18 protein-coding genes and 1 riboswitch are annotated in these 18,699 nt (G+C 31.3%); of the genes, 1 reads left to right on the forward strand and 17 read right to left on the reverse strand.

Annotated elements, in window-relative coordinates; all coding sequences use genetic code 11:
- Positions 1–42: 42 nt before the first annotated feature.
- From recG to HNR33_RS04585, 3 genes are all read right to left on the reverse strand, one after another.
- A complete protein-coding gene (gene recG / locus HNR33_RS04575; RefSeq protein WP_429080535.1) occupies positions 43–2,106 on the reverse strand; it encodes an ATP-dependent DNA helicase RecG in 2,064 nt (687 codons plus the stop codon).
- Between the two features lie 124 nt (positions 2,107–2,230).
- The gene (locus tag HNR33_RS04580) at positions 2,231–3,868 is read right to left on the reverse strand and encodes a DAK2 domain-containing protein (RefSeq protein WP_429080536.1); all 1,638 of its coding nucleotides are present in this window, start codon (positions 3,866–3,868) and stop codon (positions 2,231–2,233) included.
- 18 nt (positions 3,869–3,886) lie between these two features.
- Positions 3,887–4,243: an Asp23/Gls24 family envelope stress response protein gene (locus HNR33_RS04585; protein WP_429080538.1), complete on the reverse strand. Its 357-nt coding sequence runs from the start codon at positions 4,241–4,243 to the stop codon at positions 3,887–3,889.
- A gap of 224 nt (positions 4,244–4,467) precedes the next feature.
- Between HNR33_RS04585 and rpmB the strand changes: the two genes are divergently transcribed.
- Entirely contained in the window at positions 4,468–4,659 is a 192-nt protein-coding gene (gene rpmB / locus HNR33_RS04590; RefSeq protein WP_429080540.1) for a 50S ribosomal protein L28, read from the forward strand.
- Between the two features lie 132 nt (positions 4,660–4,791).
- Here the strand turns inward: rpmB and HNR33_RS04595 are convergent, their stop codons facing one another.
- From HNR33_RS04595 to priA, 14 genes are all read right to left on the reverse strand, one after another.
- Entirely contained in the window at positions 4,792–4,971 is a 180-nt protein-coding gene (locus tag HNR33_RS04595) for a hypothetical protein (RefSeq protein ID WP_429080542.1), read from the reverse strand.
- 93 nt (positions 4,972–5,064) lie between these two features.
- Positions 5,065–5,700, reverse strand: a complete 636-nt coding sequence (locus HNR33_RS04600) for a thiamine diphosphokinase (RefSeq protein WP_429080545.1) — start codon at positions 5,698–5,700, stop codon at positions 5,065–5,067.
- A gap of 13 nt (positions 5,701–5,713) precedes the next feature.
- Positions 5,714–6,265: an energy-coupled thiamine transporter ThiT gene (gene thiT, locus HNR33_RS04605; RefSeq protein ID WP_429080548.1), complete on the reverse strand. Its 552-nt coding sequence runs from the start codon at positions 6,263–6,265 to the stop codon at positions 5,714–5,716.
- Positions 6,266–6,381: 116 nt separating this feature from the next.
- Positions 6,382–6,484: riboswitch (TPP riboswitch) on the reverse strand.
- A gap of 50 nt (positions 6,485–6,534) precedes the next feature.
- A complete protein-coding gene (gene rpe / locus HNR33_RS04610; RefSeq protein ID WP_429080551.1) occupies positions 6,535–7,182 on the reverse strand; it encodes a ribulose-phosphate 3-epimerase in 648 nt (215 codons plus the stop codon).
- 1 nt (position 7,183) lies between these two features.
- Positions 7,184–8,059, reverse strand: a complete 876-nt coding sequence (gene rsgA, locus HNR33_RS04615; RefSeq protein WP_429080554.1) for a ribosome small subunit-dependent GTPase A — start codon at positions 8,057–8,059, stop codon at positions 7,184–7,186.
- Between the two features lie 15 nt (positions 8,060–8,074).
- Positions 8,075–10,018, reverse strand: coding sequence for a Stk1 family PASTA domain-containing Ser/Thr kinase (gene pknB, locus HNR33_RS04620; protein WP_429080555.1), 1,944 nt, complete (start codon positions 10,016–10,018; stop codon positions 8,075–8,077).
- 16 nt (positions 10,019–10,034) lie between these two features.
- The gene (locus tag HNR33_RS04625; RefSeq protein ID WP_429080556.1) at positions 10,035–10,769 is read right to left on the reverse strand and encodes a Stp1/IreP family PP2C-type Ser/Thr phosphatase; all 735 of its coding nucleotides are present in this window, start codon (positions 10,767–10,769) and stop codon (positions 10,035–10,037) included.
- Positions 10,770–10,797: 28 nt separating this feature from the next.
- Complete coding sequence (rlmN, locus tag HNR33_RS04630; RefSeq protein ID WP_429080559.1) at positions 10,798–11,844, reverse strand: dual-specificity RNA methyltransferase RlmN; 1,047 nt, start codon at positions 11,842–11,844, stop codon at positions 10,798–10,800.
- Positions 11,845–11,915: 71 nt separating this feature from the next.
- The gene (rsmB, locus tag HNR33_RS04635) at positions 11,916–13,256 is read right to left on the reverse strand and encodes a 16S rRNA (cytosine(967)-C(5))-methyltransferase RsmB (RefSeq protein ID WP_429080561.1); all 1,341 of its coding nucleotides are present in this window, start codon (positions 13,254–13,256) and stop codon (positions 11,916–11,918) included.
- 70 nt (positions 13,257–13,326) lie between these two features.
- Complete coding sequence (locus HNR33_RS04640) at positions 13,327–14,022, reverse strand: zinc metallopeptidase (RefSeq protein WP_429080563.1); 696 nt, start codon at positions 14,020–14,022, stop codon at positions 13,327–13,329.
- Positions 14,023–14,024: 2 nt separating this feature from the next.
- The gene (locus HNR33_RS04645; RefSeq protein WP_429080565.1) at positions 14,025–14,555 is read right to left on the reverse strand and encodes a DUF116 domain-containing protein; all 531 of its coding nucleotides are present in this window, start codon (positions 14,553–14,555) and stop codon (positions 14,025–14,027) included.
- Between the two features lie 241 nt (positions 14,556–14,796).
- Complete coding sequence (fmt, locus tag HNR33_RS04650) at positions 14,797–15,726, reverse strand: methionyl-tRNA formyltransferase (protein WP_429080567.1); 930 nt, start codon at positions 15,724–15,726, stop codon at positions 14,797–14,799.
- Positions 15,727–15,755: 29 nt separating this feature from the next.
- Positions 15,756–16,199: a peptide deformylase gene (def, locus tag HNR33_RS04655; RefSeq protein ID WP_429080569.1), complete on the reverse strand. Its 444-nt coding sequence runs from the start codon at positions 16,197–16,199 to the stop codon at positions 15,756–15,758.
- Positions 16,200–16,210: 11 nt separating this feature from the next.
- A complete protein-coding gene (gene priA, locus HNR33_RS04660) occupies positions 16,211–18,697 on the reverse strand; it encodes a primosomal protein N' (protein WP_429080572.1) in 2,487 nt (828 codons plus the stop codon).
- Positions 18,698–18,699: the final 2 nt, after the last annotated feature.

Below are 18,699 nucleotides of genomic sequence, written 5' to 3' on the forward strand. Positions count from 1 at the left end.
TTATAAAAAAAAGATGTATTAATACACCTTTTTTATTATTTGCTAATTAAAGCTAATTAAATCAAGACCACTATTAAACATTTTTTTGAGTCTTTCTCTAATTTTTCTGTTTTCAACTAATTTTAGTTTTGGATCTTGTTCTAGTAGTTCTGAAGCTAATATCTGAACTTCCTTTAGTGTACTAATATCTGTAAATAGATTTGCAATTTTTAAATCCGGCATACCATGTTGTTTTGTCCCAAAAAATTGCCCAGGACCTCTTATTTCTAAATCCTTTTCAGATATTATGAATCCATCTGATGTACGTTCCATTACCGCCATTCTTTCCTTTGAAACTTTGCTATTGCTCTCATTAATAAGTATACAATAAGATTGATAATTGCCTCTTCCTACTCTACCTCTAAGCTGATGTAGTTGTGCCAATCCAAATCTTTCAGCATTTTCAACTATCATTATATTAGCATTGGGTACATTAACACCAACCTCAATAACCGTAGTCGAAATAAGAACGTTGATATCACCTGTTTTGAATTTATTCATTATATCTTCTTTTTCTTTAGCCTTCATTTTGCCGTGTAGCAGTCCAAGATTTATATCTTTAAAATACTCTTTTTTTAGTATTTCATATAATTCTGATGCAGATTGAAGCTTAACAGAATCAGATTCTTCAACAAGCGGACAAACAATATATGCCTGTCTGCCTTCAAAAACATGTTTTTTAACAAAATTATATATTCTTTTTTTCATTTCATTAGTAACGGCATATGTTTTTATACTTTTTCTACCTGGCGGTAATTCGTTTATAATAGATATGTCTAAATCTCCATAAAGCATCAACGCTAATGTCCTAGGAATTGGAGTAGCAGTCATAACTAATATGTCAGGGTTTTCTCCTTTACTAGACAACAGCGCCCTTTGTCTTACTCCAAATCTGTGTTGTTCGTCAGTAATAGTTAATCCTAGATTCTTAAACTCTACAGTTTCCTGTATTAATGCATGTGTTCCAACAACTATATCAATTTTCCCATCTTTAATATCTTCAATAAGCTCCCTTTTCTTTTTGGCTGATATGCTACTAATTAATATTTCACATGAAATTCCAAATTTATTAAGCATATTAGTTATGCTTTCATAATGCTGTGTCGCTAGAATCTCAGTAGGGGCCATCATCACTGACTGATATCCTGATTCATATGCTTTAATCATAGCTAGAATAGCTATGATAGTCTTACCCGAACCAACATCTCCCTGAATAAGTCTAGTCATTTGATTTTCTGACTCCATATCTGCTTCAATTTCATTAAAAACCTTTAGCTGAGAATTTGTAAGCTTAAACGGCAGGTTATCAATGAAATCATTAATCATAGTAGATTTTTTAAAACATATTCCTTTTTGCTTCTTACTATATTTGTTTTTAAGAATAAACAAACCAAGTTGAAGCATAAGTAATTCTTCAAATACTAGCCTTTTTTTTGCATTCAAATACTGCTTTCTTCCTACTGGAAAATGAATATTAGAAACTGCATCTTTAAATGAAACTAATTCATACTTATCTATTAGATGTGATGGTAGTATATCATCTTCATTATTTAAATATTCTTCAATTGCATTACCTATAAAACTTATCATATCGTTATTTGATAGCTTATCTGTTAAAGGATAAATGGGCACTATTTTTCCTATTTTATTGCTGTTATCGTTCTCCTTTACATAAATAGGATTATGAACTTCAATTCTTCCCCCTGTCTTCTTCACCCTGCCATTGATTTTAAGCACTTCGTCAATTGATAAATTGTTTACCACGTAATTTTGATTAAACCACGTTAAAAATGCAATTCCAGTATCATCTTTAACTGGGATTTTAGTTATAGACAAACCCCTTCTAGGTTTATACGTACTATATGGGCCACAAACTACAACTCTTAAATTTACCTTTTCTCCATTTTCTACATCAATTAACTTTTTTATTTCTCTCCTATCTTCATATGCTTTCGGAAAATAATAAAATAGATCCTCAATCGTTTCTATATTTAACTTTCTTAAAAGATTTGCTTTTTTAGGCCCAATACCTTTTACATATCTAACAGAGTTGTTTAGGTTAGTCAATTTCTTCACCTCAAAACCTATTCTTGTATAAATAAATAAACAAGAATCAAGAGGTCAAGCTCTAAATCCTTGTCTATGCTTTAACATCAGTTTCAACCTTATGAAAAATTTATAAAAAAATTCTCTATTCTATTGATACTAGATAATAATAAAGGGGCTGTCCTCCATATATCATATCAACATCAAAATCTTCGAATTCATTTTCAATTTTATTTTTTAGTTCTTCAGCTTGATTTTCTTGAATATCTTTACCATAGAAAATAGTAATCAACTCGTTATCATCATCAGCAGTATTTCTTATTAAGTCTAAAACAACTTCCTGTACATTTTGTCCTACCGTTTTAATTTCGCCATCACAAATTCCAATTATATCATCTTTCTTAATTTCTTTATTATCAATTACAGTATCTCTAACAGAAAAAGTAACCTGACCTGTTTTTACAGATTTAATTGCATTGCTCATATTGTCTATATTATCTTCTACTTCAAGCTCCTCATCAAAAGCAAGTAATGCAGATATTCCTTGAGGAATAGTTTTTGTAGGCAACACCTCAACATTTTTTTGACTTAGTTCTTTTGCCTGAGTTGCAGCTAACACAATATTACTATTATTAGGAAGAATAATAATAGTATCCCCTGTTACGCTGTCAATTGCCTTAAGAATATCCTCTGTACTAGGATTCATAGTTTGTCCACCAGTGATTACATAATCTACTTTCAAGTCTTTAAATACGCTTTCAAGACCCTCGCCCATTGCTACAGTAATAAAACTGTATTTCTTAGTTTCTTGGCCATGTTCGTTCTTATTTTGAGTTTTTATTTCTTCAGACTTTTCTGTATTATTCCTGTGTTGGTACTTCATATTATCTATTTTGATGTCTATTAGTTCACCAAGGTTAAGCGCCTTCTGCAATACATCACCAGGGTTATTGGTATGAACATGAACTTTTATTATATTTTCTCCACCTACTACTAGCAGCGAATCACCGAATTTAGATAATTCATCTCTAAAGCTTTCACTATCTTTATTAGTATTATTAATGATAAACTCAGTACAATAAGCAAATTGTATGTCATCATTATTTCCAGTATCAACAAATACATTGTCGTTAATAGGAGCAGCATCATCTAAAACAAATTCTTCCTTACCTGCTAAAGCCTCTAAAGCACCAGAAAGTATTACTATCAACCCCTTACCTCCAGCATCCACAACCCCAGCTTGTTTAAGTACAGCCAGCATTTCAGGTGTCTTTTGTAAAGTTTCTTCTCCATGCTTTATAACTTTTTTCAAGAATTCAACTATGTCCATTTCATTCTTGGCAATTTCGAAAGATGCTTCTGCACACTCTCTCGCCACTGTTAGTATAGTACCTTCTATAGGCTTCATTACTGCTTTATATGCAGTGTCAGAACCCGATTTGAAAGCAGCAGCAATAACCTTCGTATCTATTTTTTTTACATCCTTTAAGCCTCTTGAAAATCCTCTGAATAGTTGAGAAAGAATAACACCTGAGTTACCTCTAGCCCCCATGAGAGATCCGTTCGCAGCTGCTGATGCAACTTTTTCTATGCTATTTGTTTCAAGATTTTTTATTTGTTTTATTGCCGACTGCATCGTTAGAGACATATTTGTTCCTGTGTCTCCATCTGGTACTGGAAAAACATTTAATGCATTAACAGCTTCCTTATTTTTTTCTAGTGAATTTGCAGCGCCAATAAATAATTTCTTTAATATAATCCCATCTATATATTCAATTTTCAAAATTAGTACCTCCTTAACCTACTTTTGTACCCTTACTCCTTGTACGTTTATATTAACTCTTTCAACTTTTAAACCAGTAAGGTTTTCAATATTATATTTTACTTTCTCAATTATATTATTGGCAACAACAGATATTCTTGTTCCAAACTGAACTACAATATATAAATCAATTACTATTTTGTCACCTTCAGTATGTACTTTTACACCTTTTGTTAAGTGCTCTTTTCTTAATAATTCAACTAGTCCATCTGTTGCGTTTCGACTTGACATTCCAACTAGCCCATAACATTCCATAGCCGATAATCCCGCAATGATCTCTAGAACGTTATCGTCAATATTTATAGCGCCATATTTATTGTTCAATTTACCTGGCATTAGCAGTCCTCCTTTTTAGAATAATAAATTAGTGTAAGGATTATAATTATATTCTACATTATAATCCTATTATCTTCAACTTTATAATATCTATAATGATTTTTAGTATATTATTATCTTTATATTGCAAAATTAAACTTAGATGTGTTACAATAGAGTGTGTTGACTTAATGATTATAAATATTGGAAATTATGCAATTTAAGAAGTTGAGGAGGTGTTCGATGTGGCAAAATTCTGTGAAGTATGTGGAAAGGGTAAAGTTTCTGGACATTTAGTAACTTTCTCTAACCGTAAAAGTAATAGAACTTGGTCTCCAAATGTACGTAGAATAAAAGCTATTGTTAATGGAGCTCCTAAGAGAATATATGTTTGTACAAGATGTATAAGATCTGGTAATGTAGAAAGAGCGTTATAAAAGTAGGCTTCCTATGAATTGGAAGCCTGTTTTCTTTTTTTTCGCAATAATATCCTGCTAATTGCTCTAGGGAGCTTTATAACTAGTATTTTCACTTCATTCCCTCCCCTATTTTAAAAAATCATTTATAAGCTATAGCATTTTAAATAGTAACCAACCTAAGCAAACAAGTAAAATCCCTAATAAAAATATCCATAATGAAACAGGGACAACTTGTATTATGATTATTACTCCAACAACAGCTAAAATAATTCCTAATGTCTTTTTGAAATTATATCTAGATGGACATCTCCTAAATTTAAATTTCCTCATATACAACACCTCTCTAAAGGCTACTATAATACATATTATTCTCTAGCCAATAAAATGTTACAAAAAAATCGGCTTTTCAGCCGATTTCTAGAATCAATCCTTTGACTTTATAATAATAAACAAACCATCTTCTATATATACATCACCTTTATCTTTAACCAAGCTATTGCTAATACCATAGCTTGAACCTAATTTAAAGTGCTCTTCATAGGTCTCATATTCAAACCCTTTTAATGTCACTTTATTTTCATTCACTGTAAGAGGTATTAAAGATACATATGGATATATCCCTTTTTCAATTTGTCCACTTTTATCTATTATAGATATTTCATTATGGGAATCAATTATTTTTGCTTTTATATTATTTTTTAATAATTTATAAAGAAGCATTATATTAGCTAAAGTATGATCTAATCTTGTTCCTGTAACTCCTAGTAAGATGATCTCAGTCGATCCATGCTCTATGGCATAATCAACCGCTAATTCAGTGTCAGTTTTATCCTTTTTTACAGGATGTTTATATAGTTTTATATTCATATTTTCATAAGTCTTTAATACATCTTTAGGAATCGAATCCATATCTCCTACAATAACATCTGGAATAATACCAGTATTTATTATATGCTTTGCTCCTCCGTCAGCACATATTATCATATCAGAATTATTGGCTATTATATTATTAATATCAATACTTTCAAAGTTTCCATTAGAAATTATAACAGATCTCATATAATCACTCTCTTTATGCTATTTCTTTTCTTAAGGTTTTCCATAATAATAATATTATTATTATGGAAACAATTAATTCTATACTTAAATAGCCACCATTGTATAAAATTGAATATATCCAAGGGTTTTGATCTCCAGCAAATTCTTTGAAAAATACAACTCCTGATAAAACATGTGCAATCATTCTTCCTAATACTGCAACAAAAACCCCAAGTACTACTGATACATATTCAAGTTTACCGCTACCTGCTTTTTTTATAACAAAGTATCTAAATAACCCAGCAACACCTAATACACTAAAAGCTACTGGATAGTCTAAAAAAAACTGTACAGGGTGAACAATATAAGGATCTATTATTGCTTGAATAATCCCGTATACTAATCCAGCAAATAAACCACGTAAAGTTCCCCAACGTAATGCAATTATAATTATTGGTATCATACTTCCAGCTGTAACCGAACCTCCGAAAGGTGCTTCATATACTTTGATCATACTCAAAATTGAAGCAAGAGCTATCATTACTCCGCTCTCAGTCAAAAATCTCACATTATTCTTATTATTCATATAAATACCCCTCCACGTGTTTTTTTGAATATCCCCTAGAGAGGTTCTACTAGCAATTTCAAAAGAAATATTTAGTAAAATTAAAACATTATCAAATAGGGTAATGTTTTAGTAGTTTACATAAATAACCACTTCCCTACGCTAGTACTAACTAGATCAGGTTATAGGGTCGAAACAAATTAGTCTCCTCTCAGCCATGTAGCTCCCCTAGTGAAATACTCATATTTATCTTTCATATTAATTATAACATCATTTTAGTCGTTGTAAAGTTATATGTTCTTAAATTTATTAGTTGCTTCAATTATATTATCAGCACCAAATATAGCTGATCCTGCAACAGCAATTGTTGCACCATATCCAATAACCTCTTTAATGTTGTCTAGCTTAATTCCACCATCTACTTCAATATCAATATTTAACCCTAGTCTATCAATTAACTTCCTTAGCTCAAGTATCTTGTCTCCCATTTGTTTAATAAATGACTGTCCTCCAAACCCTGGATTTACAGTCATGATTAATACCATGTCTATATCATTTAATATATATTTAATGGTATCCAAGGAGGTTGAAGGATTAAGTGCAACTCCTGCTTTTACACCACAAGCTTTTATCTGTTGAATCGTTCTGTGCAAATGAACAGATGCTTCTTGGTGTACTGTTATAATATCTGCACCAGCTTTGGCAAATTCTTCTATATATCGTTCTGGTTTTTCAATCATTAAGTGTATATCAAAAGGTAATTTTGTTATATTTCTTAATTTTTTAATAACAGGTGGTCCAAATGTAATATTAGGTACAAAATGTCCATCCATAACATCAAGATGTACTATGTCAGCTCCACCTTTTTCTATTTGCTCAATTTGTTCTGCTAACCTACTAAAATCAGCTGATAGTATTGAGGGCGCAATTTTTATCATATTAATACCTCCTGTTATCTCTTATTTCATGTAAAAAGTTTAAATAATTATTGTATCTAGACTCACTAATGTCTCCATTTGAAACAGCAGATTTTACTGCACAATTTGGTTCCTTATAGTGCTTGCACCCAGTAAATTTACATAGGTGTTTAAGTTCATTAATCTCATCGAAATAACCTTCAAGATCTTCTTCATTTAAAAAATCCAAATCTAGTGAACTAAACCCTGGAGTGTCAACTACCCATCCTCCGATTTCTAATTCAATTAATTCAACATGTCTTGTAGTATGTTTACCTCTATTAGTTTTATGACTTATTTCACCAGTTTGCAGTTTTAAATCAGCTTGAATGTTATTGAGTAAAGTAGATTTACCTACTCCTGAAGGACCAGCAAAGACAGTTATTTTATCTTTTAGCAACTCCCTTAATTCTGGTATCCCCGTTTTATTTTTGCAGCTAGTTACTATAATATCGATCCCTGCTTTTTTATAAATATTAGCAAAATTTTCTAGCTCATCTTCTGATGAAAGATCACTTTTGTTTATACAGACTGTTACATCAAGTTTTTGATAAGATGCTAGAAGCAAAAATCTATCTAATAACCAAAGGTTAGGTTCTGGTGCTTTAGAAGCAAATACTATTATTGCCTGATTTACATTTGCAACGGGTGGCCTTATCAACTCAGTAGACCTATCATAAATCTTTTCTATATATCCAGTATCATCTTCGCTACTTATTCTAATTTGAACTTTGTCGCCTACTAAAGGAGTAGTCTTATCTTTACGAAATATTCCTCTAGCTCTACATTCATAGATTGTATTGCCATCATTTACATAGTAAAATCCGCCAATTCCCTTTATGATTATTCCTTCTAGCATTAATATTTAAGCCTCCTAAAAAGTATATTCATTTCCCATATGGAACACACCATCAAAGTAAATTTCTAGCTTAACTTTACCCTGACCACTTATTGGTACTCTAATAGTATCCTCACTTGTCTTATGCTTATTGTTATATATCAAATCCTTCACGTCATCTTGGATTTTATACACTTTTACCTCAACTTCTTCTTTATCTTTAGGTAATTTAATATATAACGCCTGCGTATTTTCTTGCCCTTCATTACTTTCTGTATCTTCTGTTTCTTCTGCACCCAAACTCACTAATAAATCTATAGGTGTATTTTCTTCTACTTCTGTTCCAGCAGTATAACTTTGCCATATTACAACATCTTTTTCTATATTCTCATTTTCTTCAGATTTTATTTCGCCGATTGATAATCCACTAGATGCTATTTCTTTCTTTGCGTCTTCAATATTCTTACCTACAAGTTTAGGCATCACTTTATATTCTATTTTGGGACCCTGACTCACAATAATATTTATTTTTGTTCCTTCTGCTACTTCAGTATCCGCTTTAGGATCTTGACTTATTACATAGTCTTTTGGTATATCACTAAAATCAAAACTTACATTACTTTCAAGACCAGCATCTTCAAGAAGGATTTCAGCTTGATCAATATGCTCATTAACTAACTTTGGTACCAATGCAGGTTTTTCACCTTTACTCACTACTACTTCTATAGGAAAATCCTTTTTAACAGTCTTACCTGCATCTACGCTTTGATCTACAATATGTCCAGCATTGAACTCAGAGCTGTATACTTCTCCCTTTATTTCAAATCTTAACCCTTTTTCTACTATTGTTTCTCTTGCTTTATCTTTCTGTAGTCCAATAACGCTAGGTACAATAACCTCTCCTGATTTCAAAAGATTTTTTATCCACAAAAATCCTCCTGCCAAACTTAAAGTCAATATAAAAGCTAGCAGTATGGCTGATATTGTTGTTACTTTATTCGATCTTTTACCTGTTTCCTCAATATCATTATTCTTTTTCTTTCTTTTTTTGTTATTTGAAATCTCATCAATATTATTTATCATGTCATCGTCAACCTTAGGTATAATCCTCGTTGGAGAATCATTGTAGTTGGTTTGATTAATAACAAAATCACTATCAAGATCAGAGTTTTTAGCTTTTCTTAGATCATCCAAAAGCAATTCAGTATTTCCATATCTTAAAGTTTGGTCTTTCTTTACGCACTTCATTATTATGTTTTCTACACTCTTTGGTACGGAGCTATCAATAGCCGTTGGTAATTCAATATCCTCCTGTATATGCTTTAAAGCAACAGTAATGGGGCTATCTCCTTCGAATGGCAATCTGCCAGTAACCATCTCATACATAACAACGCCAAGAGAATATATATCAGATTTTTCATCAGTATATCCACCTCTAGCCTGTTCAGGTGAAAAATAGTGAACTGAACCGATTACATTACTGGTGTTTGTGACTGTAGATGTAGTAGCAGCTCTAGCAATGCCAAAATCGGTAACCTTAACTCTTCCGTCTTCGGTAACTAGTATGTTGTGAGGTTTTATATCTCTATGCACAATATGGTTTTCATGTGCATGGCGTAAAGCATCAGCAATTTTTATCGCTATATCTAAAGCTTCATCAATATCTAATTTACCTTTTTCTCTAATCAGCTGTTTAAGTGTTTTCCCTTTTATATATTCCATAACTATATAATAAATGTTATCTTCAACCCCAACATCATATATGTTAACAATATTAGGATGCGATAAACTCGCAGCGGCTTGAGATTCTCTTCTGAACTTGTTTATAAATTCTTCATCGTTAATAAACTCAGACCTTAGTATTTTAATAGCCACGTATCTATTTAACAATCTACATTTAGCCTTATATACTAATGCCATTCCTCCTCCGCCTATTTTCTCAACAATCTCGTATCTATTTCCTAAGATTTTTCCAATCATTCTCTCACCTCTCTTTCTAACTTGCCTTAATTATTACTACTGTTGAATTATCGAATCCACCTAGAGCATTTGCTGTATCGATGAGCGTATTACAGCCATCTTCTAAGCTTTCACAATTCAAAAGTATTTCTCTAATTCTATTTTCACTCACCATATTTGTGAGCCCATCAGTACACAATATAATAGTATCTTTATCCTCTAACTCTCTGCTCACAATATCAATATTTACATTACTATCGGTACCTAGCGCTCTGGTTATAATGTTTTTTTGTGGATGATTTCGTGCCTCTTCTTGACTAATACTACCATTTCTAACTAGTTCTGCAACTAAAGAATGATCTTGAGTTAATTGCAGAAGCTCTTCATTTCTTAATAGATAAGCTCGACTATCTCCAATATGTCCAATAAATATTTCTCTCTCATAAATAAATCCCATTGTTATAGTCGTCCCCATACCTTGATAACACTCTTGTTTTTTAGATTCATTAAAAACTCTTTTGTTAGCTTCTTTTAAGGCTTCATTAATAAATCTAGGAAGCTCAAGTGTTTTTAGGATTATCTTTTCTTTATCTCGATTATAAGCCTCCTTAATAATTTGAATTGCTAGATTGCTAGCAATTTCACCAGCATTATGCCCCCCCATGCCATCGGCAACAACAAAAATAGGCAATTGGTCATTCTCACAATAAAAATATGAATCTTGATTTATTTCTCTTATTTTTCCTACGTCAGAACTGACACATATATTCATGCTTACACCTCACTTTACAATTGCATTACTACTCATTTGATATATTTTCAATATATTTTCTTCTAAGCTGCCCACAAGCAGCATTTACATCTCCACCCATTTCCCTTCTGATAGTTGTATTAATTCCATTGTGCAAAAGAGTCTCTTTAAAGATTCTAATGTTTTTCTCTATTGACTTAGTTTTATTAAATTCATTAATAGGATTTAAAGGTATAAGATTTATATGACAAAGCATCCCCTTGAGAAGCTTTATTAGCTCCTGTGCATCAATAGTCCTATCATTAACATCTTTTATCAAAGTATATTCAAATGTAACTCGCCTACTTGTTTTATCTATATAATATCTACATGCATCAATAATTTCAGAAATACTATATTTATTAGCTATAGGCATAATTTTTCTTCTTTCATCATCAAATGGGGAATGAAGAGAAATTGATAGATTTAAAGGTATACCAGCGTCTGCTAAATCATATATTTTAGGTACAATTCCACAGGTTGAAATAGTGATATTTCTATAGCTTAGATTCTGTCCATTATTATCATGTATTATATGAAAAAATTTCATGACATTACTAAAGTTATCTAGTGGCTCTCCACTTCCCATTAATACTATATTACTTATTTTCATATCTATGTCTTTTTGAATACTATAAAATTGATCCAGAATCTCTCCTGCAGAAAGATTTCTAACTAATCCACTCTTTGTTGACGCACAGAAGGAACATCCCATTCTACATCCTACTTGAGTGGAAAGACATACAGAGACACCGTGTTTGTACTTCATCATTACGCTCTCGATAACATTTCCATCTTCAGGCATAAACAAATATTTTTTTGTGTCATCTATTTTAGAATCATATCTTTCAAGTATTTTCAAATTTGTTATAGTATAAATACCATTCAGCTTGTCCTTTAATGATTTTGAAAGTACTGTGATGTCATGTATTGATTTAATAAGATTTTTGTGTATCCATTTAAAGGTTTGTTCACCTCTAAATGGTTTCTCTCCTAATTCCAAGAAGAGCTCTTTTAATTCATGTAGTTCTAATGACTTTAAATCAGTTTTGTTCAAAAAATCCCTCCTAGGAAATTCTCTTAAACATTATATATTATATCATAATAGTTATTTAATAAACTATCTAGTTATATTTTAATCATCTTGGCAATAAAAAATCCATCCGTCCCATGTGTATTAGGAAACAGTTCGATATATCCTACATTATCAACTATCTCATCTAAATCATTAACTAATCCTTTGAAGTTAATAAGTTTGAACTCAGGATTGTTATTAATAAATTTTCGAACAAGATTAATATTCTCGTCCCTGTTTATTGTGCATGTACTATAAACAAGAATACCTTCCTTTCTAACATATTTACTGCTATTTTCAAGTATTTTATATTGAAGTTCAGTAATTTCATTAAGGTTATCTAGATCTTTATTCCACCTTATATCAGGTTTTCTTCTGAGTAGTCCTAATCCTGAACAAGGTGCATCTACTAAGCAATAATCTGCCTTTTCAATCAATTTGTTATCAACTCTTAAAGCATTATATAACTGTGTTTCAATAATATTAATGTCAAGCCTTTCGCAATTTTCTTTAATCAAATTGAGCTTATGATCATACACATCTCTTGCAATAATCTTTCCTTTGTTTTTCATCATCTGAGCTATATGTGTAGTTTTTCCTCCTGGTGCACTACACACATCTATCACAAAGCTTCCTTCTTTTGGATCCATTATCTGAGCAACTAGCATAGAGCTTTCGTCCTGTATTTGAAAATATCCATTTTTAAACTCTTCAGTATCAGTAATTCTTGCAGGATTATCTATAACCAAACCATCATTAGCAAATACTGTTCTATGAACAATAAAGCCTTTTTCCCTTAGTGACTTCATTAATTCTTCTATAGAATTTTTCAAAGTATTGACTCTTATATTGAGACTTGGCTTTTTATTATTTGCGATACAAAGAGCTTCTGTAAAATCGAAACCATATTCATTTACCCACTCATCTATCATCCATTTAGGATGAGAGTATTTTATGGAAAGGTATTCATTTGGATTATTCTCTTTGTCAGGTAATTCAATTGTATCTTTATTTCTTGTAACATTTCTAAGCAGTCCATTTACATATCCTAAAGAACCTTTATGCCCGTACTTTTTTGCTAGTTTCACAGACTCATTTACCGCTGCACTATCTGGGATTCTGTCCATAAACATAATTTGATAAATCCCTAATCTAATTATATCTCTGATGTATGGTGATATTTTCTTGAATTTAATCTTAGAAAACTTTAAAATAATCCAGTCAATAAATAATTTATTCTCCAATACTCCATAAACCAATTCTCTTATTAGTGAATCATCGAGGCTACTTATTTCATAGCCAATATTTCTATTTAAAGATATGTTAGAATAGGCACCATGCTCATTTATCTCGTTTAATACCTTTAATGCAATTTCTCTAGAGTTTTTTTGCATCTTATAACCTCCAAAATAATGTCGTTATACATCTTTATTATACAAAAAAAACAAAGGGGTATACACCCCTCTAATCTCTTCTATTCGATATAGCTAATAGTCTAATTAACTGTGCTATTGCAACTAAAGTTGCAGCTACGTATGTCAAAGCTGCTGCACTTAAAACTTTTTTAGTTGGACCTACTTCATCAGAACTTATTATACCATTTTGAAGCTGCGATAATGCTCTGCTGCTTGCGTTGTATTCAACAGGTAAAGTAATGATTTGGAAAATTACAATAGCTAAATACAACAGTATTCCTACTTGTAATAAAAAAGGGCTAATAATAAAACCTAATATTACTAATATCCATACAAATCTTGAGCCAAAGCTTGCAATAGGCGCTATACTATTTCTCAACACTAATGGAAAGTAGCCATTTGCATGTTGTATAGCATGACCTACCTCATGAGCTGCTACTCCTACTGCAGCTAAAGATGTCCCATTATATACTTCATTTGATAATCTTAACACTTTTTTCCTTGGATCGTAATGGTCTGAAAGCTTACCACCTACATGTTCTATTCTAATGTCATATAATCCATTTCTGTCTAATATCATTCTAGCAGTTTGAGACCCTGTATAACCTGTTCTACTACCCACTCTCAAATATTTATTAAAAGTAGTCTGTATTTTAGTCTGCGCATACATTGCAAATAAGATTGCTGGAATAAGGATTAAAAATTCTGGTCCCATGCTATATCCATAATATCCATAAGGGTACATATCTAATCCTCCTCTATAAAGAATTTAATAGCTTCTTCAAGGTTTTCAATGCTAACCTTAGTATTGTGACATGGTCCATTAGGTCTATCATTTAATACTCCAATGACTGGTATAAGCTTTACTTCATTAATTCCACTTGCCAAATCTCTTTCACAAGCTACCGCTATTATGCTTTTGGGTTTTAATTTTTTTATCCATTCTCTGGCCAGTGTACCTCCTGTAGCTACAACCGCTGTAACATTGTATTTATCACAGAGCTCAATTATTTGCTTTATATCACATTTCCCACACATCTTACAGTTTCTTATATCATTTGTAATCTTTATACTGCATTCTGAGTTTTGCAAGCAATGGGGAAGTAAAATAAGCAAGTCTTTACTTTCTATCTTAATAGTCTTTGCTTTTACCAAGAAATTATTAATTTTAGCATAAACTCTTCTGACGCTATCAATATCTTTTTTAAAGCACTTTGCAATAAATAAAATTAGCGGGTATGCAGCTTCAGTGACGTTTTTTAAAATCTTATAGTTCATTTCCGAAATTCTTTTGTTATTTAATAATTTATATAAAATATATATACACCATAAAACGGCCAAAATATATATTATAAGAATTAAAATAATTACCGCTATCCCGAGTTTTAATATTATAAAGCTTTTATTTGTAATAAAGATAACTCCCAATATACAGACAAAAGCTAAAATAAACACTAAAAGATAAAGTGCATTAATAAAAATCTTATCATCATTTTTCATTTGGTTCACTTCCGTTATCTTAATCTAAAACTATACCCTCTTCAAAATCATTCCCTCTTAGATATTCTCCAATATCCATACTCTTTTTACCAGGGAATTGAATAGTCTTCAATATAACACAGGAATCTTTCGCATTTACAAAGATCCCCTCACTATTAACTTTTACTACAGTCCCATTTTTGTCATGCATAAACTTGTCGCAAATCTCAACTTTTATAATTTTAATTTTTTTATCTTTGTATGTGATATACGCTCCCGGCCAAGTTTGTGTTCCTCTAACAAGATCTTTAATTTTACAGCCATCCATATTCCAGTCTATTTTTCCAAGCTCTTTAGTCATCATCGGAGCATAGGTAGATTTACTATGATCCTGAGGTGTCTTCACTATATTTCCTGTTTGAATTCCATTTATTGTATCAATAAGTAGTTCTGCACCTATATACATTAATCTATCATGAAGTTCACTAGCAGTTTCATTTTCCCCAATATCAGTTTCTGATATAAGTAACATATCCCCAGTATCAAGTCCTCTGCTCATCATCATTGTTGTTATACCTGTTTTTGCTTCACCATTTATAACAGCCCAATTTATTGGAGCAGCTCCTCTATACTTTGGTAATAAAGAAGCGTGAACGTTTATACATCCAAGTTTAGGTGCATTTAATATATCTTCCTTTAGTATTTGTCCATATGCTACTACAACTATAGCGTCTGGACTCAGTTTTTTTATAATCTCTATACTATCATTAGCATTTATATTATTAGGTTGATATACATTTAACCCTAACTCAAGCGCCTTTTCCTTAACTGGTGTATAGGATAATTTTTTACCTCTACCCTTAGGCTTGTCTTTTTGTGTAACAACTAGTGAAATCTCATGCCCATTTTTATATATAGTTTCAAGAGTAGGCACTGCAAAATCAGGTGTTCCCATAAAAATTATATTCATTTTTAACGCTCCCATCCTAATAGAGTAGATTATTCTTTTATTATTCTATCAATAAATAGTATTCCATTTAAATGATCGATTTCATGACACAATGCTCTTGCTAATAAATCTGTTCCTTCTATAGTCTGTTCATTTCCATTTAAGTCAGTATATCTAACTTTTACTCTTTTAGGTCGGCTTACGTTGCCATTTTCACCTGGTACACTTAGGCATCCTTCTATGTCTATACACTCACCTTCTTTTTCTATTATCTCGGGATTTATTAGCTTGATAGGACCATCACCTACATCAATAACTACTACTTGCTTTAGTATTCCAACTTGAGGAGCAGCAAGCCCTACCCCTTCTTCCTTATACATAGTATCGATCATGTCATCTACCAATACTTTTATTCTATCATCAATCTTATTTACAATTCTTGATTTTTTCCTTAAAATAGGGTCACCTTCATATCTTAATTGTCTAATAGCCATCTTACATCCTCCTATAATATTGAAATTGGGTTAATATCTATACTTATTTTAGTTTCTTTAGATTGTAACTTTTTTTTATTTAGTATACATACCCTATATACTATGTCCTTAATTAATGAAAATTCATTTCCATCACATTTTATTAAAATTTGCCTTCTATATCTATCTTTTATCTTATAAATCGGAGCTTCATTTGGTCCTATAACTTTATTTATTTTTGACTCTCCAAAAGCTATAGCTATTTGCTTTTTTAACTCATGTGATATTATTTTTGAAGAATCATATGCTTTTTTCTCATCTTTATTATAAACAATTATATTTATAATATTTGTAAAAGGTGGGTATTCAAAAGCTTTTCTTAAAACAATTTCCTTATTATAAAAACTTTCATAGTCATGTGACTTAGCTGTCATAATACTATAATGATCGGGTTCATAAGTTTGAAGTATTACCTTGCCTTCTGCCTCTCCCCTTCCAGCTCTTCCACCAACTTGAGTTAACAGCTGGAAGGTTCTTTCTGAAGCTTTAAAATCAGGAAGATTAAGGCTTATATCAGCTGCAATAATGCCAACAAGTGTAACATTAGGAAAATCTAATCCTTTAGATATCATCTGTGTTCCAATAAGTATATCAACACTGCCATCTCTAACTTTGCCAAGAATCCTTTCATGACTACCTTTTTTTGTAGTAGTATCTACATCCATCCTAGCTACTTTTGCATCAGGAAAATATTTTTTTACAATTTCTTCAACCTTCTGAGTACCAATTCCAAAATATTTAATATATTGACTCCCACAGTCTGGGCAGACAGTGGGTGGTCTCATTGTATTACCACAATAATGACACTTTAGAATGTTTTCTTTAAGATGATATGTAAGCGAAATATCACAGCTTTTACATTTCACTACATATCCACATTTTCTACAGGAAACAAAGGTTGAGAAACCTCTTCTATTTAGAAAAAGAATGGTCTGTTTTTTTTGAATCAAATTTTCGGATATGGCATCATAAAGTTTTTTACTAAAAATAGACTTATTGCCATCATCTAATTCACTTTTCATATCTATTATCTCTATAGACGGCATCTTTTTGTTGTTTATTCTATTGGGTAGAGTCAATAGTTTTATATCACCGTTTTGAGCTCTATAATATGTCTCTATAGAAGGTGTGGCAGAGCCAAGCAAAAGAGTAGCATTTTCTAACTCACATCTTTTGTCTGCAACCTCAATGGTACAATACTTGGGATTCATACTTGATTTGTAGCTTGTTTCATGCTCTTCGTCTATTATAATTAATCCTAATTTTCCAAGTGGAGCAAATACTGCTGACCTAGCTCCTACAACTATCTGAACTTTTCCTTCTCGTATCTTGCGCCATTCATCATACCTTTCACCTGGTGATAGCCTGCTGTGCATTACTGCGACATTGTTCCCAAATCTCCCCACAAATCTTTCAACAGTTTGTGGAGTTAAAGAGATTTCTGGCACTAATACAATAGCTTGCTTATTAAGACTAATATACTTTTCAATTAATTGTAAATAGACCTCGGTCTTACCACTACCCGTTACTCCATGGAGCAAAAACTTATTATATCCTCTGTTTTGATAATCCTCAAAAATTGTATCAACACATATTTTTTGGTCTTGCGAAAGATTAACCTTGTAATAAGGTTTAATCTCTGAAGTAACTGGATTGCGACAGACCTCTCTATCTTGGATTGTTAGGTAGCCTTTCTCTTCTAAAGATTTTAGTGTATATAAGCTACTGTCAGTATCAATTAAAACCTGCTTTAAACTTATATTATTCTTATTAGATAAATATTTTATTAACTCTAATTGCTTATACGCCCTTGAATTGATCGAACTAATAATATCATTTGCTTCATCAGTAGAAAAATTTCTATGTACATATTTTTCATGTTTTATATTGACATCTGCACTAACTTTATTAGTAATTTCAACTATTCCCTTTTCAGCTAGATAATCTATATTTGCTTGAAGATTTTTAATTGAAGATATTTCTTTTATTTTTTCAACCTCAGTTTCGCCATTATTAATTAATAATTTTATAAGTTTCAACTGATTTTCATTTTTTATTTCTGATATCTTTCTGTCATCTTTTTCAAGAGAAATTTTTAAATATTTCCGTACCTTATTTGTAATTCCTGTAGGTAAAATTGTTCTTAGAGCTTCAATATGCTGGGCTAAATAATTTTCCTTCATCCAAAGACTAAGTTTTATCATATTTTCTGATAACACGGGAGGCTCATTTATTATACTATCTATATACTTTAGTCTTTTTATATTTACCTCAGCATTCTGCTTTGTACTAATAATTATCCCTTCAATAAGTTTATTGCCTATTCCAAACGGTACAAGAACTCTCATACCTATTCTGACAACATTTATATATTTATTAGGAACTATATAAGTGAATAGTTTATCAGTATTGGTATTCATATTATCTACTATTATTTCAGCATACATACTATCATCCATTC

Source organism: Brassicibacter mesophilus, assembly GCF_050433385.1.
GTDB lineage: Bacteria > Bacillota > Clostridia > Tissierellales > Proteiniboraceae > Brassicibacter > Brassicibacter mesophilus.

Coding starts and splice junctions, on each gene's coding strand:
- rsmB (WP_429080561.1), bottom strand. CDS start 13,256: ATGCAAAAAAACTCTAGAGAAATTGCATTAAAGGTATTAAACGAGATA.
- pknB (WP_429080555.1), bottom strand. CDS start 10,018: ATGATTGGAAAAATCTTAGGAAATAGATACGAGATTGTTGAGAAAATA.
- def (WP_429080569.1), bottom strand. CDS start 16,199: ATGGCTATTAGACAATTAAGATATGAAGGTGACCCTATTTTAAGGAAA.
- HNR33_RS04585 (WP_429080538.1), bottom strand. CDS start 4,243: ATGCCAGGTAAATTGAACAATAAATATGGCGCTATAAATATTGACGAT.
- fmt (WP_429080567.1), bottom strand. CDS start 15,726: ATGAATATAATTTTTATGGGAACACCTGATTTTGCAGTGCCTACTCTT.
- rpe (WP_429080551.1), bottom strand. CDS start 7,182: ATGATAAAAATTGCGCCCTCAATACTATCAGCTGATTTTAGTAGGTTA.
- priA (WP_429080572.1), bottom strand. CDS start 18,697: ATGGATGATAGTATGTATGCTGAAATAATAGTAGATAATATGAATACC.
- HNR33_RS04595 (WP_429080542.1), bottom strand. CDS start 4,971: ATGAGGAAATTTAAATTTAGGAGATGTCCATCTAGATATAATTTCAAA.
- HNR33_RS04640 (WP_429080563.1), bottom strand. CDS start 14,022: ATGTACCCTTATGGATATTATGGATATAGCATGGGACCAGAATTTTTA.
- HNR33_RS04600 (WP_429080545.1), bottom strand. CDS start 5,700: ATGAGATCTGTTATAATTTCTAATGGAAACTTTGAAAGTATTGATATT.
- HNR33_RS04645 (WP_429080565.1), bottom strand. CDS start 14,555: ATGAACTATAAGATTTTAAAAAACGTCACTGAAGCTGCATACCCGCTA.
- rsgA (WP_429080554.1), bottom strand. CDS start 8,059: ATGCTAGAAGGAATAATCATAAAGGGAATTGGCGGATTTTACTATGTA.
- HNR33_RS04625 (WP_429080556.1), bottom strand. CDS start 10,769: ATGAATATATGTGTCAGTTCTGACGTAGGAAAAATAAGAGAAATAAAT.
- thiT (WP_429080548.1), bottom strand. CDS start 6,265: ATGAATAATAAGAATAATGTGAGATTTTTGACTGAGAGCGGAGTAATG.